19 protein-coding genes are annotated in these 22,758 nt (G+C 68.0%); 9 read left to right on the forward strand and 10 right to left on the reverse strand.

The features are described 5' to 3' along the window. Positions 1-18: 18 nt before the first annotated feature. Positions 19-351, forward strand: coding sequence for a hypothetical protein (locus OG394_RS30055; RefSeq protein WP_328990516.1), 333 nt, complete (start codon positions 19-21; stop codon positions 349-351). A 141-nt stretch (positions 352-492) separates the two neighbouring features. On the opposite strand, the gene OG394_RS30060 is transcribed toward OG394_RS30055, so the two are convergent. The 3 genes from OG394_RS30060 to OG394_RS30070 form a co-directional block, all read right to left on the reverse strand. Beyond that, positions 493-1,722 (reverse strand): ROK family transcriptional regulator, encoded by a 1,230-nt coding sequence (locus OG394_RS30060; protein WP_328990517.1) that lies wholly within the window; start codon positions 1,720-1,722, stop codon positions 493-495. A gap of 87 nt (positions 1,723-1,809) precedes the next feature. Continuing rightward, the gene (locus OG394_RS30065; RefSeq protein WP_328990518.1) at positions 1,810-4,719 is read right to left on the reverse strand and encodes a helix-turn-helix transcriptional regulator; all 2,910 of its coding nucleotides are present in this window, start codon (positions 4,717-4,719) and stop codon (positions 1,810-1,812) included. Positions 4,720-4,785: 66 nt separating this feature from the next. Beyond that, positions 4,786-5,352, reverse strand: a complete 567-nt coding sequence (locus tag OG394_RS30070; RefSeq protein WP_328990519.1) for a dihydrofolate reductase family protein — start codon at positions 5,350-5,352, stop codon at positions 4,786-4,788. 84 nt (positions 5,353-5,436) lie between these two features. Between OG394_RS30070 and OG394_RS30075 the strand changes: the two genes are divergently transcribed. Further along, entirely contained in the window at positions 5,437-6,534 is a 1,098-nt protein-coding gene (locus OG394_RS30075) for a helix-turn-helix transcriptional regulator (RefSeq protein ID WP_328990520.1), read from the forward strand. A gap of 59 nt (positions 6,535-6,593) precedes the next feature. Here OG394_RS30075 and OG394_RS30080 read toward each other — a convergent pair whose 3' ends face one another. Together OG394_RS30080 and OG394_RS30085 are read right to left on the reverse strand one after the other, a co-directional pair. Further along, complete coding sequence (locus OG394_RS30080) at positions 6,594-6,845, reverse strand: hypothetical protein (RefSeq protein WP_328990521.1); 252 nt, start codon at positions 6,843-6,845, stop codon at positions 6,594-6,596. Beyond that, on the reverse strand, positions 6,842-9,730 hold the full coding sequence (locus OG394_RS30085; protein ID WP_328990522.1) for a type 2 lanthipeptide synthetase LanM family protein: 2,889 nt from the start codon (positions 9,728-9,730) through the stop codon (positions 6,842-6,844). Before OG394_RS30085 ends, OG394_RS30080 begins: the two co-directional genes overlap by 4 nt. A gap of 429 nt (positions 9,731-10,159) precedes the next feature. Between OG394_RS30085 and lanKC the strand changes: the two genes are divergently transcribed. From lanKC to OG394_RS30120, 7 genes are all read left to right on the forward strand, one after another. After that, positions 10,160-12,706: a class III lanthionine synthetase LanKC gene (gene lanKC, locus OG394_RS30090; protein WP_328990523.1), complete on the forward strand. Its 2,547-nt coding sequence runs from the start codon at positions 10,160-10,162 to the stop codon at positions 12,704-12,706. Then, on the forward strand, positions 12,696-13,247 hold the full coding sequence (locus OG394_RS30095; protein WP_328990525.1) for a flavoprotein: 552 nt from the start codon (positions 12,696-12,698) through the stop codon (positions 13,245-13,247). The genes lanKC and OG394_RS30095 overlap by 11 nt, the downstream gene beginning before the upstream one ends. Continuing rightward, positions 13,244-14,509, forward strand: coding sequence for an MFS transporter (locus OG394_RS30100; protein ID WP_328990526.1), 1,266 nt, complete (start codon positions 13,244-13,246; stop codon positions 14,507-14,509). The genes OG394_RS30095 and OG394_RS30100 overlap by 4 nt, the downstream gene beginning before the upstream one ends. Then, positions 14,502-15,698 (forward strand): JmjC domain-containing protein, encoded by a 1,197-nt coding sequence (locus tag OG394_RS30105; RefSeq protein ID WP_328990527.1) that lies wholly within the window; start codon positions 14,502-14,504, stop codon positions 15,696-15,698. The genes OG394_RS30100 and OG394_RS30105 overlap by 8 nt, the downstream gene beginning before the upstream one ends. 374 nt (positions 15,699-16,072) lie before the next feature. After that, entirely contained in the window at positions 16,073-16,252 is a 180-nt protein-coding gene (locus tag OG394_RS30110) for a YegP family protein (protein ID WP_328990528.1), read from the forward strand. Between the two features lie 99 nt (positions 16,253-16,351). Then, entirely contained in the window at positions 16,352-17,809 is a 1,458-nt protein-coding gene (locus tag OG394_RS30115) for an NAD-dependent succinate-semialdehyde dehydrogenase (RefSeq protein ID WP_328990529.1), read from the forward strand. 106 nt (positions 17,810-17,915) lie between these two features. Beyond that, a complete protein-coding gene (locus OG394_RS30120) occupies positions 17,916-18,323 on the forward strand; it encodes a hypothetical protein (protein ID WP_328990530.1) in 408 nt (135 codons plus the stop codon). A gap of 6 nt (positions 18,324-18,329) precedes the next feature. Here the strand turns inward: OG394_RS30120 and OG394_RS30125 are convergent, their stop codons facing one another. The 5 genes from OG394_RS30125 to OG394_RS30145 are packed head-to-tail and all read right to left on the reverse strand — an operon-like array spanning position 18,330 to position 22,701. Further along, positions 18,330-18,794 carry a MarR family winged helix-turn-helix transcriptional regulator gene (locus tag OG394_RS30125; RefSeq protein WP_328990531.1) on the reverse strand — a complete coding sequence of 155 codons (465 nt, stop codon included), beginning with the start codon at positions 18,792-18,794 and terminating at the stop codon, positions 18,330-18,332. Positions 18,795-18,827: 33 nt separating this feature from the next. After that, the gene (locus OG394_RS30130; protein ID WP_328990532.1) at positions 18,828-20,036 is read right to left on the reverse strand and encodes a glutathionylspermidine synthase family protein; all 1,209 of its coding nucleotides are present in this window, start codon (positions 20,034-20,036) and stop codon (positions 18,828-18,830) included. Next, the gene (locus OG394_RS30135) at positions 20,036-20,455 is read right to left on the reverse strand and encodes a hypothetical protein (RefSeq protein ID WP_328990533.1); all 420 of its coding nucleotides are present in this window, start codon (positions 20,453-20,455) and stop codon (positions 20,036-20,038) included. The genes OG394_RS30130 and OG394_RS30135 overlap by 1 nt, the downstream gene beginning before the upstream one ends. Beyond that, positions 20,452-21,807: an APC family permease gene (locus OG394_RS30140; protein ID WP_328990534.1), complete on the reverse strand. Its 1,356-nt coding sequence runs from the start codon at positions 21,805-21,807 to the stop codon at positions 20,452-20,454. The genes OG394_RS30135 and OG394_RS30140 overlap by 4 nt, the downstream gene beginning before the upstream one ends. A gap of 33 nt (positions 21,808-21,840) precedes the next feature. After that, entirely contained in the window at positions 21,841-22,701 is an 861-nt protein-coding gene (locus OG394_RS30145) for a polysaccharide deacetylase family protein (protein WP_328990535.1), read from the reverse strand. Between the last annotated feature and the right edge of the window lie 57 nt (positions 22,702-22,758).

A 22,758-nucleotide genomic window follows, 5' to 3' on the forward strand; every position in this document is an offset into this window, starting at 1 on the left:
CGCTCAGAAGGAGGAGCGATGTCCTCAGTGCTGTTCGTCCGCATCAAGAGCGATCTCGAGACGGCGGAGTTCGATCGGCGGCTGCTCGCCCGACGGCCGCTGTTCCACGACGTGCCTGGACTCGTCCAGAAGGTCTACGGCAGGGAGCCGATGACGGGCGACGTGTGCGGAATCTACTTCTTCCAGGATGCCGAAGCGCTCGCCACCTTCCGCGAGTCCGAGCTGGCTATGGGAATTCCCGGCGCGTACGAGGCCCGGGACGTCCGTCGCGAAGCCTTCGAGGTGCTCTACAGCCTGCGGCCCGAGCGGGGGCCGTTCCTGCAGGAGGATCGGCTGGCCGAGACGCCCTAGCCGCGTGCCGAGCCACGGTCCCGCCACGAACCCATCACCGGACTTGCACTTTTGACGACGCCCCGCCAGCCGAGCTGATTCGTCAAAGTAGCCCGCGTGGAGTCCGCCGATCTTCCCTGCATCTCGACAAGGCGCCTCGGACTACGGGGTGGCGAGGGCGGGTTGGGGGAGTTTGCGGGCCCAGACGTCGTCTAGGGCCATGCGCATGGCGCCGGTGACGACGGCGTCTTCGGCCAGGGCGGAGAGCTCCAGCTTGGGGTGGTTGAGGGTGAGGCTGCGGAGGTGGTCGTTGATGGCGTCGAGCAGTACGGCGCCGGCGCGGGCCACGCCGCCACCGATGACGACGGCGGTCGGGTCGAGGACCAGGACGGCGGGCGCGAGGGCGCGGGCGAAGGCGCGGGCCACCTGCTGGACGACGGCCTGGGCCGCCGGGTCGCGATCGGCCGCGGCGGCGAAGACGTCGGCCGTGCCGAGTTTGTGGTCCTTGCCGAGCTGGGCCAGTTTCGACTCGGGATGGGCCTGCACCGCCTGGCGGCCGAGCTGGGCGATCGCTTCGGAGCCGACGGCCCGTTCCAGCGGACCGCGGCTGTCGTCGGGGTCGATCACGTCGTCGGGGTCGGGCGCGATGAAGCCGATCTCGCCGGCGGCGCCGGTGCCGCGGTGCAGGCGGCCGTCGATCACAATGCCGGCGCCGAGTCGCTCACCCCACTGGACGGCGAGCAGCGTGCCGGTGCCACCGCGGGCGGCGGCGATCGCGAGGGCGGCCAGGTTGGCGTCGTTGTCGAGCATCACCGGGCAGTCGAGCAGGCTGCGCACGTGCTTGATCAGGTCGATCGCGGACCAGCCGGGCACGCTGGGCACCAGCCGGACGCGGCCGGTGTGCTCGTCCACGATGCCGGGGCTGGCGGCGACGGCGGCGGCGATGTCCTCGGCGGGCACCTCGGCCTCGGCCAGGGCTTCCGCGATCACCTCGGTGATGACGCCGAGCAGTTCCTGAGCGGTCCAGCCGGGCCCGGAGCGTCGTACCAGGGCCAGCTTCCGGCCGGCCAGATCGGAGACGCCGACGGTCACGCGGTGCGGGCCGACGTCCAGCCCGAGCACGGGTGCGGCGCGGCCGCGCAGAGAGACGCGGATGGCCGGGCGGCCGAGTGAGCGGTCGGCGGAGTCGGGGCCGTGCTGTTGCAGCCAGCCCGCGTCGAGCAGTTCGTCGACGGCCTGGGCCACGGTCGGCCGGGCGAGTCCGGTGCGCTCGACGAGCTCCGCCACCCGCAACGGAGCAGGCGCCGAACGCCGGACGGCGTCGAGCACCGCTGCCACGTTGATCCGGCGCAGCATCGTCGTACCGCCGCCACCCGCGGTTGCCTTGTTCATATCCGACCCCTCGCTACCGCTCAGCATGCCTCCGCCCACCATATATTGAAGCGAACATTCGTAAGTGGAACCCGTGCCGGATCGTGACTAACCCGCCAGCACCTGGCGAACGAAGCCGCTCAACGACTCACGGTCATTCTGCTGGGTTTTCGCCATCAGACTAGCGACATGCTTCTCCACCGTGCGGTGTGAGATGAACAACCTTTCCGCGATGGTCTTGTTCCCAATCCGCTCGACCAGCAACCGGCAGACCTCATATTCGCGCGCGGTCACCCCGAGTTGCCGCAGCGCCGGCGGGATCTGGTCGGAGCCACTCCGGCGTTGCTGGACCGACGCGCCGAACTGCCGCAACAGTCCTCGGCAGGCGCTCGCCACCGGCGCGATCTCGGCCGCGTGGAAGTACGTCTCGGCCTCGCGCAACCACTCGACCGGCGTACCCCAACCGTGCTTCTGCGCCTCCTCGGCCACCAGCCGGCGACCCAGGTGCCGGGCCATCGGGAACAGCGCGGACGCGTCGCCGAGTGCTGCCGAGGCCTTGTCCACCTGGCCGTCTCTGCCGAGTAGTACGGCGTGGGCGAGTTCCACGAACTGACGGTTCCACCGCATCTTGCTGGCGGCTGACGTCGTCACAGCCTCGTAGTGCTGCCACCCCGCACGTCCAGCCAGTACGCCGAGTAGGAGGTTCAGGCCGTTCTTCCCGGCGACGTGGAAGGTTGTCGGGTTCTCTGCGTCGTAGGTGAGCGCCTGAGCGAGTTCACGGCCCGCGAGCTCCCGGTCTTCCTCCAGCAGCGCACAGAACGTCCGAGCCAGTCCGTAGGCCAGTGACAACTCATACGCGGCACCAGTGCCAGTGCGGTCCAGCTCTTCCAGTGCCTCTTCCATGGCCCGGCGACGACCTTGGTGGGCGGCGAGCGTCCCCTTCGTCACGAGGATGTACGAACGCGTCTGGCCGACCTGCATCCGCTCCGCCAGGTCGAGGCTGCTCGCGACCATGTCAGCGGCGACCGCGTAGTTCCCGGTCAAGACGGTCTGCATGGCCATGATCCCGTCGGCGATGTACGCCAAGGGCATCGCGCCGATCCGCAGTGCCGCCGTACGGGCCCGGTCCATCTCCTCGACCGTCCCGTCGGCCAGGTACGTCGTACCGGCCTTGAGCACGAGCGAATAGGCGCGCGCGATCGGCAGGCCGTGCTCGTCCGCAAACTTCTCGGCCCTCTCGAAGTGCGCGTTCGCCTCTTCGAGGTCATGCTCCCGCGCAAGTACGCCGAGGAGCTGCCACGCCTCGCAAGCCACCACTGGAAGGGGAACGCGCTCAGCGGCCGCGGCGGCCTTACGGGCAAGAGTGGCCGCCGTCTTCAGCCGGTCTGGCCCAGGGATGCTCAGGGCCAGGTGAGCGGCAATAGCGTCCACTGGCGCCGCATCCCGGTCTGACGGGTTGGAACCGAGTAGAGCCTTGGCGATCGCGACGTGTTTGTTGGCCTCTTCCCAACGGGCTGCGAGATCTCCGATGGCTCCAAGCCGCGCGTGTAAGGCAGAGAGCCTCACACGGGATAGGCCCGCAGAGTCGAGACGGTCGAGCCGATCGGCCAGGGAGAACGCGCGATCGAAGTGACCGGTTTCGCCGAGTGCAAGCAGCAGTGACTCCAGTACGTCGGCACGCTCGTCCGGGTCGGCGTCGTCGGCCAGTAGCTGGTCTGACCGGTCCAGCAGGGTCACGGCCGAGAGGACGGCGCCACTCTTTAGAGCGCGTCTACCGGCCATGGCGTACAACTGCCCGGCCCTAGTCGAATCGCCCGCGCTGAGACGGAGCTCCGCTACCAGGGGACACCACTCGTCCGGTAGCTCCGGGTAGAGCTTCTCGATCGCAGCAGCGGCCTGTTCCGACAGGTCGGCCCTCTCCGTCGGAGTCAGGTCTGCCAGCAACGCCTCGGCCGTGAGCGGATGGCGGAACGCGTACCAATCAGGAGCGGGCTCATCCGGCCCGACGATCTGTGCGGCCATTCCCGCGTGCAACGTGGCAAGCAGCGTCCGCTCGTCTGTGCCGGTTGCCTCTCGCACTACCGGTAGAGAGAACCTGTGCCCGACCACGGCCGCCAGAGTGAGTAGACGCGTCGCCTCCGGCCCAAGCTGGCCAGTCCGGCTAGAGATGCTCCGAACGACTGCACTCGGCACGCCAGTCGCAAGATCGTCCACGACCTGCCAGCCATCTCCGGTCGGGATGAGATGGCCGGAGTCGGTGACGTCCTGCAGGAGTTCTTCGACCACGAACGGCACACCCGCGCTGTCGGTCCAGATCCGCTCGGTCAAGGCCTCCGGTACGTCGTCCGGGCTGATCGCGAGACACGACGAGATCATCGTGGCGGTGTCGACGCGATTCAGCCGACGTAGTTCCAGGACGGCGCCAGTGCCGTCGCGGGCGGCCTGGTGCGCCATGTCGAGCGCACTGCAGGGTTGAGCCCGCACTGTGCCGACAAGTAGCACCGGCAGCGTCGCGAGGTTGTCGACCAAGTACTCCAGGATGGCGAGCGTCTCCGCGTCAGCCGCGTGCAAGTCCTCAAGGACGAGTAGGCAACCGCGCCCATGACCGATCAACCCGAGTAGCCGCAGCAACGCCTCGGCCAGCACCACGATCGAGGGAGATTCGGCCTCGGTCGTCTCGGTCCGCCACTCGGGGATCAGCCGGCCGAGCACATTCCGGTATGGCCCGAGCTCGTCGACGTTCACCAGTTCACCCCGGCGCAACAGCGACAGCAGCGCCTCGGTCAACGGCCGGAACGGGACCATCGGGCCGACCGTTCCGACCCGTCCGCGCAGGGTGACGATGCCGTCCTCGAGGCCGAGCGAGGTGACCGTATTGGTCAGCCGGGTCTTGCCGATCCCGGGTTCGCCGACTAGGAAGATCGCGCTGCCCAGACCCGTTCGGGCAGAACTCAGAGCCAGCCGGAGCTGGTCCAGTTCTCGGTCCCTGCCGACTACAGCCGGTGCTCGGGTGCGCATGGCCCCAGACTGTAACCCGGCAGCAGCCGCCAGTAACGGGCTAACAGAAAATCACTGGGCAAAACCTCAGGGCCGAAGGACGCGGTAACGGAGGTGGTGCACACCCGGCCCGTCCAGCGCACGGACCAGCTCGAGCTCGGTGTGTTCTGTCGATAGGTTGTCGAACAGCCGTCGCCCCTGCCCGAGCAGGACCGGTACGACGTGCAGTTCCAGCTCGTCGAGCTCCCCGGCCACCAGCAGCGCCTGCGCGGCCCCGGCCCCATGCACCATCACCTCGCCGTCCCCGGCGGCCTCGCGGGCCTGTGCGGCAGCCTCGCGCACTTCGGTGACGAAGCGGACGCTGCCCGGCGGCGGGTCAGCCGGTACGTCGTGGGTGAGGACGAAGATCGGTACGCCGTCGTGGTGGTCGCCCTGCCAATGGTCGGCCAGCTCATAGGTACGGCGACCGGAGATGAAGGCGCGAGTCGCCATCGCCTCGCTGTACACCTGCCCGCTCGGCCCCGGGTCAAAGCGCTGGTCGAGCCAATTGAAAAGCCGGAACCCGCCGACGCCCATCGGCGCGTCCGCGCTGTCCTCCGGCCCGGCGACGAAGCCGTCGAGGGACATGGTCATATAAAGCCGAATGGTTGCCATGCGCCCAACCCTGCGGCATGGGGGCGACGGATTGAATCCCAGTTTTCTGGGACGGCGGCCCCGTGGCCGACGTACATTCGCCGCATGGTCAACGCGGTGGCGGCGCAGGCGCGCGTCCGCGACGACATCGTGAGGCTGGTGCACCGCGGGTTGCCGGTGCCGGAGTTCTCGCGGGCCGTCGGCGAGGCGTTGGCCCGGGCTGTGCCCGCCGAGGGCAGCTGTCTGATGACGGTCGATCCGGCGACCTTGCTGCCGACCGCCGAGTTCGTCGAGAACGGACTGCCTGCGGCCGAGTTGCTCCGGCTCGTCGAGATCGAAGTGCGTGAGCCGGACTTCAACAAGTGGGTTCAGCTGGCCCACGCGGACGGCCCGGCGGCCAGCCTGAGCGACGTCACCGCGGGCGATCTCGACCGCAGCCTGCGCCAGCGGGAGATCCGTCGTCCGGGTGGTTTCTCGGACGAGCTGCGGGTGGTGCTCGGCGGCGGCATGGGGACCTGGGGAGAGCTGACCGTGTTCCGCGAGGCGAAACGTCCCTACTTCACGCCCGCCGAGGTGAAGTTCGTATCGTCGATGGCCGGAGTGATCGCCGATGGCCTCCGGCGGGGGCTGTTGCTCGGCGACGCACAGGCTGGGCATGGCGACGTCGGCCTGCTGGTCCTCGACGCCGATGACGGCGTGAGCATGTCGAACCAGGCAGCGGACCGCTGGCTGGACGGGTTGGGCACCGGCGACAGAGCAGGCGCTCAACTGCCACTGGTGGTTCCGGCCGTTGCCCGCCAGGCTCGTGCCCTCTGCGGCACCACAACGCCGACCGATCTCCGGCCGGCGAAGGCGCGAGTGCGCACCCGGTCCGGTCAATGGCTGATCGTCCGGGGATCGCTCATGGGTGACGGTCCGGACTCGCCGGTCGCGGTGATGCTCGAAGCGGCTCGTCCGGCCGAGATGGCGCCGCTGATGGTCGCTGCCTACGGCTTCACCGATAGCGAGCGCCGGGTCACCGAGTTGGTCGCGCAAGGCCTGTCCACCAAGCAGATCGCGGGCCGGCTGCAGGTGACGTCGTACACCGTGCAGGACCACCTGAAGTCGATCTTCACCAAATCCGGCAGCGCGTCACGGGGCGACCTGGTCGCCCGGCTGTTCCTCGATCACTATGCCGCGTCCCTGACTTCGGGCGACAAATAAACCGGGCCGGGAAGCTCATACGGCTTCCCGGCCCGGCCCCTCCCCCCGGAGTCAGATGGTCAGTGTTCCGGGCAGCCGGCCACGATGTCGTTGCCGTCCGGCGCGATCGGATCGCAGGTCGTCTGCTTGGCGTGGCCGGGCAGGACGCCGGCGGCGATGCCGATGGCCAGCGTTCCGGCGGCGAAGCCGGCCAGGGCGCGGGCACGACGGCCCCGGCGCTCCGCGCGACCCACGGTGATCGCACCGATCGGGCTCACCTCAGCGTCGGTGGCCGCACACTCGGACTCAGCGGCCTGGTACTTCTCGGTCATGGTGTCTCCCCTTTGACATTCTTTGTTCGCACGGGCCTCTGGGCGGTGACCGTGACGTTTGGTGGGTGCATCAGCAGCGCCGACGGGACCTCGGGGAACCCAAGCCTGAGCAGGCCGTACCCGATCCCGGCCAGGCCGGTGAGCAGACCGGGTGAGGGCACGCCATCCGGCGTACCGCACCGCGGTCCGTGCAGGTCGATGGCGCCGAGCACCTGACCGGCGGCCCGGGCCCGCAGCGCCTCCGCGCTCGGATCGCCCTGGGCGGCCAGCTCGATCAGTGGTTCGAGGGCGCCGAGTTCGCCGTGGCACAGGCTCATCTCCCGCAGCGCGGGCCGAGCCGCCGTGTCCAGCAAGTACGACGTGATGGGTCCGCGCCATCCCGCGGCCATCGCGGCCACGGTGATACCGGCACGACCCGAGCACCAGCCGAGATCTGCGTCGGGCAGACCCTCGGACGGCAACGGCTCGAGATGTACGCCGGCCTTCCGCAGCACGGCCAGACCGGCCTCGCGATGCTTTTCCGCGGGCGAGCGCAGCAGCGCCCAGCCGATCCCCGTCGAACCGCGGGCGAACCCGGTGCCGGGCAGTTCCGCAGTCAGCAGCTTGTCGGCATACCTGCGAGCGAGCTCGGCCGCCAGTGGGTGATCGATCGCCAGCATCGCCGCGAGACCACCCGCTTCACCCTCGAAGTACGACGGCTCGGCATCCGGGTCGTCGTCGGGCATTGCCGCGGCGATCGCGAGGGCCTGGTCGAGCCAGCCAGCGAGTTCGGTGTTGTCCGGGTCGAGCGCGATACCGCGGGCGAGCATGTACGCGATCCCGCCCAGCCCAACGTATCCAGGCCCGATCGCCGCCGCGAGATCGGCGTCCGCGGCCATCGCGTCGAGCAGTCGCGGCAGCGGCCGGAGAGCGTCCCGCGCGAGTTCGACGTACCGCTCGGCGCCGGTCATCGAGGCGAGTCGGGTGAGGAACAACGCCGTGCCGGTGTAGCCGCTCGGCAGGCCCGCGCCCATCGGCAGCAGGGCCCAGTCCAGGTCGTCGACGAGTTCCAGGCCGAGCCAGTTCGCGCGGCCGTGCCGGCTGATCGAACGCGCCAGGATCTCGTCGGCGATACCGGTCGCGGCCATCAGCAGGCGTTCCGGATCCGGCGGTACGGCGACCGCAGGCATCCGGCGCCCGGCCAGTCCCCGGTGCTCGACCGGTGCCGAACGCGTCGCCAGCGTGGCGCCGATGATCCACTCCTGCGCGTGCCGGTCGACCTCGCCGAGGCGGGCGATCTTGGCTCGCGCCGAGGCGAGTCCGGTCGTACCGAGTAGTCCCGGCAGGCAGCCGCCGGCCGCGGTCCAGATCGCGCGCGACCCGGGCTTGGTGGTGAACAGCGGGATGTCGCCGGCCCACAGGTCGGCCAGCTCTGCCGGGACCAGTTGCCGCCGGACGTCATCCTCAGCCTGGTCGTACAGCAGGCTGAAGAGGTTGTCCCGGGCGTCCGCGTCGCGTAGAGCGTCTGGGTGAGTCGACTCGTCCAGCAACGTCGCGTACATCGAAGTGGCCTGGGCGACCAGCCGTACCTCGTCGTCGGCGCAAGCCTCGAGAAGAGGGCCGGCAAGTTCGTCGCGGTGTCGTGCGATCGCGTTGTAGGCAGTGGCGAACCCAGCGAGCAAGGCGCTCTGGTGCTGCCTCGGCTCGCTCGCGTGGCCGGAGAGCATCGGACGGTTGCTTGCGGCTTTGGTGATGCCAGGGCGACGTACGAGGCGCATTGTGTCTAGGCCGGCGTCTAGCCAGGTCACGACTGTTGTAGGCAGTACTGCATCGTCATCGCCGCCTAGGCCGGACATGTCGGCAGAACCCTGGTCGCCGAGCATCAGTAGCGGCAGTAGCGCGGTCTGGTAGACGGAGCTGGTCAGAGCCTCCGTAGCCGGGTCCGGCCCGATCAGAGATGGCACGTTCAGCACTGGGTGGAAGAGCGTCTCCACGTCCACAATCACCGGATGCTCGCCTGCTGCGATCAGGTTCTCGTAGTGCATGTCCGTGCCGTCTAGTACGTACAGGAGCGCGAGTAGAGCGCCTTGGCGGTAGTAGAAGCGGCGGACCGAAGAGACGTCCGTACAGGCTGTGTGTTCGACGAACTCGAGCCAGCCGTAGCCCTGGCGCGGCAAGAGCCGCACAATACGCAGATCCAGGTGCGCGCGGTCGTTGAGCCAGTCGACGATCGCGTTGAAGTGCCCGTGCAGGTCAAGCGGCCTGGGCCGGTAGACGAGCTTGGCGCCGGTCTCGAACGTCAGGATCGCAACAGCCCGGCCGCCGCGGTGGGTATCGCCAGTGACGGCTGCAGAGACTAGAAGGCCCGGGTCGTTCGCTAGGAAGTCGACCAGGTCGGCACGGTCGGCTGCGAGCCGGTCCAGCAGTTCGAGGTGCGCACTGACCGCCGTACGGCACGTCTGGCCCAGCACCCGGGCGAGAACGGGGTAGCGGCGTAGGAGCGGTACAAGACCGCCTTCGCTCAGCTGCCGCGTGAAGTACTCGAAACGGTCCGCGGAGGTTGTGCCCACCAGCTGCTGGTTCTTCCGGGCACGGTTCAGTTCCAGCACCAGTGTCCGCGCTGCCAGCCGCACGAGTCGTCGTCCGAGGTGTGCCACGAATTCGGCGGTGACGGCCGCGTTGTCGACGCCGTCGTACTGCCGGCGCAGGTCCGCGCGTACGCCGTCCAGTAGGGGTTGAAGCGCGTCCGCGAGGCCTTCGCCGGTAGAGGTGCTGTAGGCGGGCAGGCGGTCTACGTACAGCGCCCAGCCCGGGGCCAGCGCGTCGTACTCACGCGGCGCCAGCCCGGCCTGCCACCACGGTGGCGGCGTCCGGGCGATCAATGGCGGCGCTGAGAACTGGAACACCTGCACACGATGACATCGGCTGACCGGTCGGTACATGGGTGTAGTGCACCCATATTCCCGAGGCGGGGTGCGGTGGGTGCAGGGGGTGGGTGCGGCCGGCTGAATGTGGGTGCTGGCAACCCATGTGGCGCCGGCCCGATCGGAGTTGACTTCAGGTCATCGGGAGACGCCGCACCGGCCCTTCCGCCCCAAGGACCGGACACCTCGTCCGGCTCCCAACACCTGAGGAGAAATCATGGCTGAGCTTCTTGACCTGCAGATCCTGACCGACGAGGTCGCCGTGGACGTCGAGGTCATCCACACCGACGGCAGCGGCGTCAGCTACAACTGCTGATTTTCGCCCTTACCAGGGCCCGGGGCCCCCAACCCGGGCCCTGGCGCTGTTCTGCCCCTCGCTGTCTTGAGGGCCGGCGCCAGGAAGAGGAAGAGATGATCGACTCGTTCAGGGCCTACACGGTCAGCGACCCGCAGTACTACGACCGCGTCGAGCGGTCCTCCGAACCCGGCGAGTTCCTCGAGCTGTTGCGCGACCGGTTGACCGGCCGGGCCGACACGATCGACGGCGGTGGCGTCTGGGCGCGATGCCTGGACCGGCCGCTGGCCGACCTGCCCGAGTACGGGTGGAAGCTGCACATCTCCGCACGTCCGGACGACCTACGGGAGATCGTCGCGGCCGTGATCGACGAGTACGAGGTCGAGGCCTTCAGCTTCAAGTGCGTCCGCTCGCCCGAGCTCGGCCTGGCCCAGCTCAGCCGGTGGTGGGCGCGCGGCGGTGCGGGTAAGGCCGTCACCGTCTACCCCCTGTCAGAGGCCCACGCGCGGGAACTGGCCGACCGGCTGTCCGCGCGGTTGCAGGGCTTCCAGGGCTCACATGTTCTGACCGACCGCCGTTACCCGGGCAGCGACGTGGTGCAGTACCGCTACGGCACCTTCCGCAAACCGCCGGGTATCGACGACGAGGGCCGGCCCAGCAGCGTGGTCAACGGCCCGGACGGCAAACCGTGGAACGACTCGCGCACACCGAGTTTCACCTTGCCCCATTGGGTTTCCGTTGATCCCTTCGATGACGGCTCGGGCGCTGGGGAAGACCCGACTGGCCTGCTCAAGCGGTACCGAGTGACGTCCGTGCTGAGGCACTCGACCGCGGGCGGCGTCTACCTCGCGAAGGGTGAGGACGGCGCCGAGTACATCCTCAAGGAGGCGCGGCCGCATACGGCCTTCGCCCCGGACGGCTCGGACGCGCCGACCCGGTTGCAGCGCGAGTACGACTACCTCAAGCAGCTCGAAGGCACCGGCGTAGCCCCGCGCGCGATCGAGATCGCCAAGGTCTGGGAACACACCTTCCTGGTACAGAGCAAGGTCCCGGGAATCACCTTCCAGGTCTGGCTTTCCCGCAATCACCCGTTCGCCACCGGCGTCCCGGACGAGACCTATCCGGCCCGCGCGCAGGCGATCCTCGCGCAGGTCCGCCAGGCGCTGACGACTTGCCTCGACCAGGGCGTGGTCTACAGCGACACCTCGTTGACGAACATCCTGATCGACGACACCGACACCGTGCACCTGGTCGACTTCGAGGCCTGCCGCCCGGCCGGATCGGACCCCGCGTCGTACCCCCGGACCAGCGGGTTCGCTCCCGAGCCCGGCACCGAGGCGTGGACTACGGATGCGGCGTACGTCGCCTATGCGGCCGACGCGGTCGAGGCCGCCACCGTGATGCCGCGCAACGCCTTGCTGGCCTTCCGTCCCGAGGTGTTCGGCCGCGCCCTGGACACTACCGCCCGCCAACTCGGTACGCCGCTCGGCGATCTGCCCCGACGTCTCGGCCTGCCAAGAGGCGTGACGAGTGATGCCGAGCTGCTGGCTGATATCGCCCGCGGACTGCGCAACGCCGCGACGCCCGATCGCGACGACCGGCTCTTCCCAGGGCATCCCGAGCAGTTCCGGTCGAACGCGCTCTCCATCGCGTACGGCGCGGCCGGCGTACTGCGGGTGCTCAAGACCCTCGACGGCTGGGTGGATCCCGAGCTCACGCGCTGGCTGATCGCCCGCCTCGACGAGGATCGTCCGCTGCCGATGGGCCTGTACGTCGGACGCGCGGGTATTGCCACCACCCTGCTCGAACTCGGTCTCGAGGACCGCGGCCTGCTCGCCTCGGCAACCGCGGACGCACTCGGCTCGGCGGCCAAGCCCGCGGGCGTCGCGACCGGCCTGGCCGGCGTCGGTTTGTCCCTGCTCAGCGCACACCGTATGACGGGGGAGCAGGGCCACCTCGACCACGCCCGCGCCATCGCCGATGGCTTGATCGACCGGGCCTCCGACGATGGCACGGGCCTCTGGTGGCCGGTTGACCGCCATCCGCTCGGGTTCCTCTACGGCTCGTCCGGCGTGGCCGTCTTCCTCACCGAACTCGGGACGCTCCTCGGCGACAACGTGCTGGTGAAGCTCGGCCGTCGCGCGCTGGCGTTCGACCTGTCCCGTGGACGGGTTCGCGCGAACGGCGGCACTGGCTTCGGTGCTTACGCGGAGGGCGTCGCCTTCGAGCCGTACCTGATCCGCGGTGGTTCCGGCGTCGGTATGGCCGTCGCGCATCACCTACGGCTGACGGGTGACGAGAGCTTGGTCAAGCCGTTGCAGTCGATCGTGCGGGGTGTCGCGATGCCGTTCACGGTCAATCCCGGTTTGTTCTCGGGGATGAGCGGGTTGATCGAGTTCCTGCTCGACAGCCAGGCCGTGCTGCCGGACTCGGACGGGTTCCTCGATCTGGCCGTGAACCGCTTGTTCGAACAGGTCCTCGCGCTGCGCTGTGTGGACGAGTCCGGGACCGGATTCCCCGGCGACGGGCTGATGCGGAAGAGCTGCGACGTCGCCTCCGGCAGTGCCGGTGTCGCGATGATGCTGCACCGCCTGCAGCATGGCGGCGAGACGCTCGACGTCCGCTACGGGCGGCCGATGGGGGTGTTGAGTCATGCCGGCTGATCGCCTCGCGGTGGTCTGCACCGGCGCGAGTGCCGCGCTGGACCTGCCGTCCCACCTCGCGCACTGGCGCAAGGAGGTGAGCGGGCCGATGTCGGTGATGCTGACGCACTCGGCCCTCACTTTCGTCCAGCCGTCCGCGGTCGGCCTGATCGCCGACGAGGTCTTCGAGCCGGGTGGACCGGTCGTCAACCCGGTCGCTTTCGCCAACCAGGCAAGGCTTTTCGTGGTCGCACCCTGTACGGCGAACTTCCTCGTCTCGGCCGCCCTCGGTCTCGCCTCGTCACCCGCCTTGACCGCGATGCTGGCCACGCCCGCGCCGCGGATCGTCTTCCCGCACATGAACCCGCGGATGTGGCAGGCGCCGACCACGCAGCAGGCCGTCCGGTCGTTGCGTGAGCAGGACGTCATCGTGGTTTCGCCCGAGGACACCACCGTACTGACCTTGTGGAGTGGCGAGTTCGAGCCCAGCAAGGCGATGCCCGCTCCCGCGCGAACGGCGACGGTCATCTCGGCGCATTGGCGAAACCTGGTCGCGGCATGACCGGACGCGCGGCGTTGTTGAGGGATAACCGGGACTTCAGCCGGTTTTGGTGGGGTCAGGCGCTCACGGCGCTCGGTGCCCGGGTGAGCGATATCTGCCTGCCCTTGCTGGTGCTGGACATCACCGGTTCTCCTTTGTGGGCAGGGGCGCTCGCCACCGCGCGCCTCGTCGCCCTGAACGTCGCGCGCCTACCTGCCGGAGCGCTGGCCGATCGCTGGGACCGCCGGACCGTGATGATTCGGGTCGACCTGACCAAGGCTGTGCTCTGGGGGATGCTAGCGCTTTTGGTTGCCTTCGGCACCGGGTCGGTTTGGCCGTTGGTCGTCATCGGTGTGCTCGACGGGTTGGTGAGTTCGGTCTACAACCCATCCCTGGCGGCGGCACTTAGGCACTTGATCCGGCCGGACGAAATCACGAAAGCCGTTTCCTTGAACGAATCCCGGTCTTACGCTGCCAGTTTGATCGGACCGGCCGCTGGTGGAGGGCTTTACGCGTTGGCGCATTGGATTCCGTTTGCGGTCAATGCCGTCACGTTTCTTCTTTGTGCCGTGCTGGTTGCACGGATCACGGCTGGGCTGGGCGGCAGTAACGCTTCTGTAGAACGTCTTTCCGCCGATGTTGCTCATGGTATTCGCTATGTCTTCAACCAGCCTTTCCTTCGTACGTTGACGATTTGGTCAGCCGTGCTGAACTTTGCGACGGCTGCTGCGTTCTTCGGGATGGTGCCGATGTTGTCCGGGCTGGATACGCCAGCACCGGTGATCGGCGCCATGTCCGGTGTCGTCGCGGCCGGCGCCTTGCTGGGTTCACTGGTTGCGCCTCGCATAGTTGCCGCAGGCCCCTACCGTGCAGTCGTTGCCGGTGGACTGGTCGTGGCCGGTGTGACCCTGGCGGTAGCGGCAGTGCCTGTGTTGCCGGTGGTCGTCGCCGCGCTTGCGTTGCTCGGTGCGACCGCGCCGGTGCTGATCATCGCGATGACCGCCGAGGTGTACAAGGTGGTCGACGACTCGATGATGGCGCGGGCGCAGAGCACGATGACGCTCGTCGGCTCGCTGTTCTACCCCGTGAGCTTCCTGGCGATGGGCTGGCTGTTGCAGCGGTTCGGCCCGGGTCCGTCGTACGGCGTATTGGCCGGCGCGCTCGCCGCCTGCGTCCTGTTCACCCTGGCCCGGCCGGTCCGGGCTCAGCTCTCACCCGAGCCCGCCAGCTCGGGCATCAGGTCAAACTCGGAACTCGGGTCAAAGGAGTTGCATCATGCGTAGTGAGGCCTTGTCCAGCTTGATTCCCGACCCGTCGGCCTTTCTCGCTCAGCCGCCGGCCGAGGCCACGGTATGGCGTCAGGCCGCGTCGTTGGCGTTCGGTCTGGCCGAGGCGGGGGAGTTGCTCGACCACGGTTCCCTGCAGCGGCAGATGGTCAGCCTGGTGAAGGACGCCAAACGCGTCGCCCCGACGTCGTACACCTGGGCAGGTCAGCCGATCCAGCCCGGCTTCTCCGACGTCGCCCGGTCCACCAAGATCTCGGCGTACATCGCTGAAGGTGCCACCACCGTCCTGGAGTCTCTGCACCGGACGTGGAAGCCCATTGGCGACCTGTGCCGCCGACTGAGCTTCGAGACGGGCCTGCCGATCAGTGCCAACGCATACCTCACGCCGTCCGGAAGTCAGGGTTTTGCCCACCACTACGACACGCACTCCGTGCTGATCGTCCAGACGGCCGGTAGTAAGACCTGGCAACTGCACACGCCGGTGTACGACGATCCGCTGGAGCACCAGCCGTGGAACGCCGCGAAGGTCTCGCAGGACGAGTGGGAGCGCCTTCGCAACGCAACGCCGTTCCTGGAGGTGACGTTGAAGCCTGGCGACAGCCTTTGGATTCCGCGGGGCTGGATCCACAACGGCTTCGCCACCGACGACCACTCGCTGCACGTGAGCTTCTCCTTTCCGACGCTCACGCCGTACTGGATCGCCAACGAGCTCGTACGGCGTCTGGGCTCGGAGCGCGCGTTCCGTACCGAACTGCCCTGGGGATTCGGCCAGTCGGCGGAAGTCCGTGCCGAGGCGCTCGAGACGACGGCGAAGCTCCTGGCCGAGCACTTCGTCGCCTTCGACCCGGTCGTGGGGGAGGAGTTGGCGGACGACTATCGCCGGTTCTCGCTGGAGTCGGCTCGTCGTCCGATGGACAACTTCCTGCCTGCTCCGACCGCGAGTACGCCGGTCCGCACGGTCGCCGAGTCGGCCGTTGGGACCAGCTGGACCGACGAGGGCTCGCTGCGGGTTCATCTCGGCGACAGCGTGGTGCTCTTCGAGGCCGACGTGGCCCCGGCGGTTGCCGCGCTGATCGAAGCCGACTCGCCGTCGCCGTGGACCGCGGCCGATCTGGGCCTGCCGTCCGGCGCCGCCCTCGAGCTGGTGACCACGTTGCTGCGCACTGGAATGGCGGTGCGCGTCTGACCTCCCACGCCCCGGCTCACCCCGTTCGATTGGCCGGGGCGTGGGTCCTTACTTCCGCGGGATCGGTCCTGCCCGCCGGTCCCGCGGAACTGCTCTGACGAACCGTGGCACGGCGCGCGCCGGGCGCGGCGGACCGACCGACATCTGGGGTCGCCGGTCCGCCCCGTCCGGCGCCCGCCGTTCCCGCTGCTTCTTTTGCGTTCATTCGTCGGAATCCGCCCTCTTGCCGCCGCTCACCTGTACTGCTCCGCTGAGGTGAGAGGGCGGATTCCGACGAATGAACGCAAAAGAAGTGCCGAGGTGTCGCCGGGCGTGTCCAGTGGTGGAGTCCTAAGGTGCCAAGGGAGTTGTTCCTTACAGAACGGGAGTGCGTCATGGCGGGTAAGTTCGAGATCTACGAGGACAAGGCGGGCAAGTTCCGCTTCCGGCTCAAGGCCGGCAACGGCGAGATCGTCGCCAGCGGCGAGGCTTACGAGACGAAGGCGGGCGCGCACGCGGGCGCCGAGTCGGTCCAGCGTGCCGCCGCCGACGCGACGATCGTCGACGCCGACTGACGCGTCAGCAAACCCCCGGAAACGCCCTGCGAGCTTAGAGCCGCGGGGCGTTTCCAATCAGTGCCTAAGGTGGGATCAGTCGTCGAGCTGGAGGTTGTGATGTCCCGCGAGCAGGATGTCGTCGAGGCGTGTCCGCACCAGTTGTTCATCGGGGGCGAATGGCGTTCCGGCGAAGGCGGTAGGACGCTGGCCGTCGAGGACCCGTCGACCGGCGCGACGTTGTGCGATGTGGCCGATGCCAGTCCGGCCGACGGCTTGGCGGCGCTCGACGCGGCCGTCGCGGCGCAGGCGGAGTGGGCGGCTCATCCGCCGCGGGAGCGCGGGGAGATCCTGCGCCGGACGTACGAGCTGATGACCGAGCGGACCGACGAGCTCGCCCTGCTGATGACGCTGGAGATGGGCAAACCCGTCGCCGAGTCGAAGGCGGAGATCGCGTACGCGGCCGAGTTCTTCCGCTGGTTCGCCGAGGAGGCCGTCCGGATCGAGGGCGGTTACCAGGTCGCGCCGAACGGCAAGGGCCGCTTCATGGTGATGCGGCAGCCGGTCGGGCCGTGCCTGCTGATCACGCCCTGGAACTTCCCGGCCGCGATGGGCGCGCGCAAGATCGGTCCGGCCGTCGCCGCGGGCTGCACGATGGTGATCAAGCCGGCCTCGCAGACGCCGCTCTCGATGCTGAAACTGGCCGAGCTGATGACCGAGGCGGGCCTGCCGCCCGGCGTACTGAACGTCATCACCACCAGCGACTCCGGCGGTGTGATGGAGCCGCTGATCCGGGACGGCCGGGCCCGCAAGTTGTCGTTCACCGGCTCCACCGAGGTCGGCCGCAAGCTGATCGAGCAAGCCGCGGACCAGGTGCTGCGGACCAGCATGGAGCTCGGCGGCAACGCACCACTGATCGTGTTCGGTGACGCCGACCTGGACCAGGCCGTCGACGGCGCGATGCTGGCGAAGATGCGCAACGGCGGTGAGGCCTGTACGGCGGCCAACCGGATGTACGTGCACTCGTCGGTGATGGGGGCGTTCGCCGATCGGCTGACCGAGAAGATGTCGGCGCTGAAGGTCGGCCGTGGTGCCGAGGAAGGCGTGGACGTCGGCCCGCTGATCGACGCCAAGCAACGGGACAAGGTGGCGGAGCTGGTCGACGACGCCGTGTCGCTCGGCGCCGAGGTTCGTACCGGTGGCAAGGCGCTCGACGGCGATGGCTATTTCTACCCGCCGACCGTTCTCGCCGGCGTACCGCATGAGGCTCGCCTGCAGAAGGAGGAGATCTTCGGCCCGGTCGCGCCGCTCACGCCGTTCGAAACCGAGGACGAGGTGATCGCGATGGCCAACGACACCGTCTTCGGCCTCGTCTCGTACCTCTTCACCAACGACCTCAGCCGCGCTCTCCGGGTGGCGGAAAAGCTCGAGACCGGCATGATCGGCCTCAACCAGGGCATCGTCTCCAACCCCGCGGCCCCGTTCGGCGGCGTCAAGCAATCCGGCCTCGGCCGCGAAGGCGGCACCGTCGGCATCGACGAATACCTCGAGGTCAAGTACGTCGCGATAAACGTCTAGCGGCACTGCAGGTTGGTGCAGTTTCCTTGCTCCCCGATGCCTTTCCTCATTAGCTTCGGCGTGTCGCATCGGATGACTTTCCGGGCGGGATGACGAGGAGCCGAAAATGCTGAAGAAATCCGTTCGAGCCGCATTGTTGGTGGCTGCCGCAGTGGCCGTGACAGCTCAGCCGATCGCCGCAGGCGCAACTGAAGCCGACGTTACCGCCGATTCCGCGATCACCGCAGATTCCGCAATGGCTACAGCAGTTGCGGATCAGTACGGCTGCGTGAAGACGGTGATTGCCGGCGCGCCGTATCCCGGTGGCCAGGTCACCTGTCCGATCGGACGGCCGGCCTACGTGATTGTCCTGCTTTGCAAGAAGGGCCCCTTCGATTCTCGCTGGACGTCGTACAGCGGAAGTCGCTATGTCAACGCGCCGGGTAAATCCATTGCGTATTGCACCGCGAGCTATCCGGCCGTTTACCAAATTCAGTACAACTTCGCCGGCCCGCCGGTGGCCCCGGCCAACTGACCTGGGTCAGCGGGAGCGGCGGCGGCTCTTCCGCGCGGTTCGAGTCGGTGTGTGGTTCGACGTCCAAGTCGCGTTGAGGAGGTTGATCGAGTGCAGGGCGGTTTCGACCTGGGCGTCGGTCCACTTGGCGAAGGCGTCGGTGAAGACGGCTGCGCCTGCGGCGACGGATTCCTTCAGCGCGCGCCGGCCTTCGGCGGTCGGCGCGACCAGGAAGGTGCGTCCGTCGGCCGGGTCGACGGTGAGTGTGACCTGGCCGTCGTCCTCCAAAGCGGCGAGGTGTCGGCTTACCGTGGGCGCGGTCAGGTTGAGCTCGAACGCGATCTCGCCCGGCCGGACCGGACCTCGCACGGCAACCGTCGCCAGCACCTTCAGCCGGACCAGATCGAGCGTCTTGCTGATTCGCCGATGCCCGGTATCGACCAGATCCAGCATTGCCATCGCCAGTGCGACCCGGTCATTTCGTTCCGACATGAAACAAAACTACCCTGCTCACCGGGGTAATCCTTACTCGGCGAGCCAGGCCTGAATGGTTTCTTCGGACGGCCGGGCTTCCATTGCGATCGCGTGCGGGACGAAGCGGGCGTAGTAATCGGTGATCGGGCCGTCGGACTCGCGCACCATCATTCCCGCGGCGACGCCGTCGACCACCCAGCTGCCGATGACCGCGCGATTGCCCTCGAACGACGGCAGCGGATACCACTGCTGGTAGACGCAGTTCTCCGTGTCGTACGGCCCGTCCTGCACGTGCTCGCCCTCATCCGTATGGATGCGGATATTGCTGCCCTCGCGCCCGTGCAGGGGCTTCGCCACCCACTCGGTCAGCTCGCCCGGATGACCGAAGTACGCCGGGAGCAGGTTCGGGTGGTCGGGATAGAGCTCCCACAACACCGGCAGGATCGCCTTGGTCGAGAGCATCGTCTTCCACACCGGCTCGATCCACGTCACCGGCGCTTTCTCGATGCCGCCGAGGATGAAGCTGCCGAACTCCTCGTCGAGCATGTCCTCCCACGGATACAGCTTGAACGCCGTCCGCACCACCCGGCCGCCCATGTCGACGAACTCCCGCGTCGCCGAGTTCCAGCCGAGCTCCTCGATCACATGCCCGTACGTCTGCAGCCCGGCCATCGCCGCGGTGTCCCGCATATAGGCGACGGTCATCTCCTCCTCGCCCGTCGTCTCGGACGCGGAGTTGAAGAAGTGCGCCTCGTTGCCGGGGAAGCGTTGCTCGGACCACCACTTGACCAGGCGATCGTGCACCGAGTTCCACTGGTCCGAATCGGGGAAGACGTCCTCGAGCCAGTTCCACTGGATCACGGCCGACTCGACCAGACCGGTCGGCGTATCGCCGTTGATCTCCAGCATCTTCGGCTCGGGCCCGTTCCACGCGAGGTCGAACCGCGCGTACACCGACGGGTCCTCCCGGCGCAGCGACTCCCGCACCAACGGCAACGTGCCCGAGGCCAGACCGAGCTGCGTATCGCTGAAGCGGTCGCCGGTCGCCATCACCTCGGCCGCGTGCCGGCACATGCCGTACAGCTCTTCGGTGACGCGCTCGAGGTGCAGCACCTCGTCCATCGAAACCTCGTACCAGGCGCTCTCATTCCAGTACGGCGTCTCGCTGCCGTCGGGCAGATCGGTCATCGGGAAAACCAGGCCTTGCTCGATCACCCGGTCCTTCCAGCCGTCCCGGGCTTTGATCAGGTGGCGCCACATCAGCCTCCACTGCCTCCCTTGCTGCTCTTGCCGAATCCGCCCCGGCTGATCGTGCCGATGTCGCCGCCTTTGGTATCGAGGCCGCCGCGCTGCACGCTGACCGGCCGGCCCTGGCTGTTGCGCAGGGTCGAGACCGTGTACGTGCCGTCGCGGGCGGCATACCGCCCACCGACCGGAGGCACCAGCGCGGAACCACGCGTCGCCATGTAGAACCAGAAGAACCCGCTGCCGGAGCCGTGGTACTCCCGATCGTCAACACACTCGTCGTCGCGGACCCGCTCCTCGGTCTCAGGGTTCACGCAGATCGCGGCGTAGTCCTTCGGCTCCTCGCTGGAGCAGCCGGTCAACGAGGCCGCCATCAACGCGGTCAGGCCAAGGGTTACCGCGGCGCTGCGCATTCGCCGGCGTGGTTCGCTCATTCCGGATCTCCTTCCGGAGTATGCGGTTTCATCGAGAACATGACCGCCGCGCCAACCGCCAGACTGACGCCCACCACGACCAGAGGGCCCACGCCCACATCGAACACGGCGAGCACCAGCACCATCGCGAAACACACCGCCGCCAGCACCGGCACGACCAGCCGCTGCACTAAGCGTCCATCCAGAGAACCCTTGAAATAAAGCGGTACGGCGATCGCCGTCGCCAGATAGTAGAGCGAGACGAGCACCGAGATCGCCGCCACCGAATCCGCCAGCACCGCCTCGGACGTGAGCACCAGCAGGACGTAGATCAACGCGCTCGCGACCGCGAAGGCCCAAGTCGAAACGGTCGGCGTCTGGTACTTCGCCGAGATCCGCGCGAACTGCCCCGGGAACGCGTCCCGCCGGGCCATCGAGAGCATCGTCCGGGCCGTCGGCAGGATGGTCGTCTGGGGCGACGCGAGTGCCGAGATCAGCACCGCCCCGATCAGCACCCGGCCTCCCGTCGTACCAAGGAGGTCGTCGCTCAACGTCGCGAAGAAGTCGTCCTCGCCCACCCCCGAGAGCCGATCCAGGCCCGCATACGCGACGGCGGCCCACGCCACCACGACGTACACCAGAACCAGTGCGGCATTCGTCAGCAGGGCGCCGATCGCCGGGGTCCGGTTGGGCTCGACGCTCTCCTCGTTGATGCTGAACGACGAATCCCAACCCCAGTAGAGGAAGATCGCGACCAGAACCGCCGCAGCCCACGAGCCCGAACCGGTTGTCGTCGGCAACGAAATTGAATCAGCGCCCGCGAAGGCCTTGATGGCGAAGTAGAGCAAGGCGGCGAGCTCGAGGCAGACCAGCGCGATCTGCATCCGCGCGGCGATTCGCACACCCCGGTAGGCGAGGTAGGCCATCACCCCGATCATCGCCGTACCAAGCACTGCCTGGCCGACCCGCGACTCCGCGAGGCCGTCCAACCCGAGCAACGTGTACGTGTAGATCGCAGCCACCTGAGCCAGGTTGCTCATCACCAGCACGCAGGCCATCACCGTGGTCCAGCCGACCATCCGCCCGGTCGCCAGCCCGAAGGCCTTCTCGGTCCAGGCGAAGTTGGTACCGCAGTCGGGCTCGGTCCGGTTCAGCTCGCGGAAGCACAACGCCACCAGCACCACCGGGATGGCGCTCAGCGCGAGCACGAGTGGCGCGGCCCCACCGGCGTACGCCGCGAGCAGGCCGACGGACACCGCCAGCGAGTACGCCGGGGCGGTCGAGGCGATCCCGATCGCGGTCGACGACCCGATGCCGATCGACTTCTCCCGAAGCCGGCGGCCCCGGGAGCGTGATGCGGTTGGTGTCGACACGTCAGTTGCGTCCTTCGGTCAGCATCAAGGGTGTCAGCTCATCAGGTCCGTGACCGTGACGAGCTGATAACCCTGCGCGCGCAGTTTGCGCACGATCGGTTCAACGGCCTTACCCGTGAGTGGGGCCGTATCGCCGCCGTGCATGTGCAGTACGACGATGGAACCACCTTTGGCGTTCCGTACCACCTGGTCAACGATCGAACGCGCCGATTTCGCGAATCCGTCCGCTCCCGCGACATCGAGTTGTACGGCGGTCAACCGGGCCGGCGCCAGCTCGTGCAGCGCCGTACCGTCGTAGCAACCGCCGGGAAACCGGAACCACCTCGTCGCGTCGGGATCGAGCCGATCGAGGATCGTCACAGCATGCCGTACGTCGCTGAGCATCGCGCGCTTCGGCACGGACGCGAGCGTGTAGCAGTCCTTGGTGAACGCCTTGTGGGCGTAACTGTGAGTGGCGAGCTCGAACAGGGGATCGGCGGCGAGTTCGCGCGTCCGCCCGGGATATTGCTCCATCCACATCCCGGTGAGGAACAGCGTCGCCGGGACCTTCAGCCTGCGGAGGTTCCCGATCAACTCGGCGTTGTAGTACGACTTCACCTTCCCAGAGGTGAGGCGCTTCCGCATGGCGGCGGTCAGATCCGCATCAAAGGTCAGCGCGATCTTTTTCGTCCCCCGCGCCCCATGCCGAACCACCGGCATCAACGTCCCAACCTCAGACTCTCCCGGCCGCTTCCCCGTCGGCTCAGCGGTCGGCACCTCGGTCGGCGTCCTCTCCGGAGCAACCGGCGTAAGGGTGGGGGTGTTCCGCAGCGGACTGATCGCCGGCCCCGAGCCAGGCGTATCCCCACAACTCGTCATCACCGCCCCCGCCACCAACGCCAAACCCAACGCCACCACCCGAAAACCCCGACGCCCCGTCACACGGCCCGAGTATGCCGGTCCAGAGGTCTA

Origin of the sequence: Kribbella sp. NBC_01245, assembly GCF_036226525.1 — a bacterium.
Lineage (GTDB): Bacteria > Actinomycetota > Actinomycetes > Propionibacteriales > Kribbellaceae > Kribbella.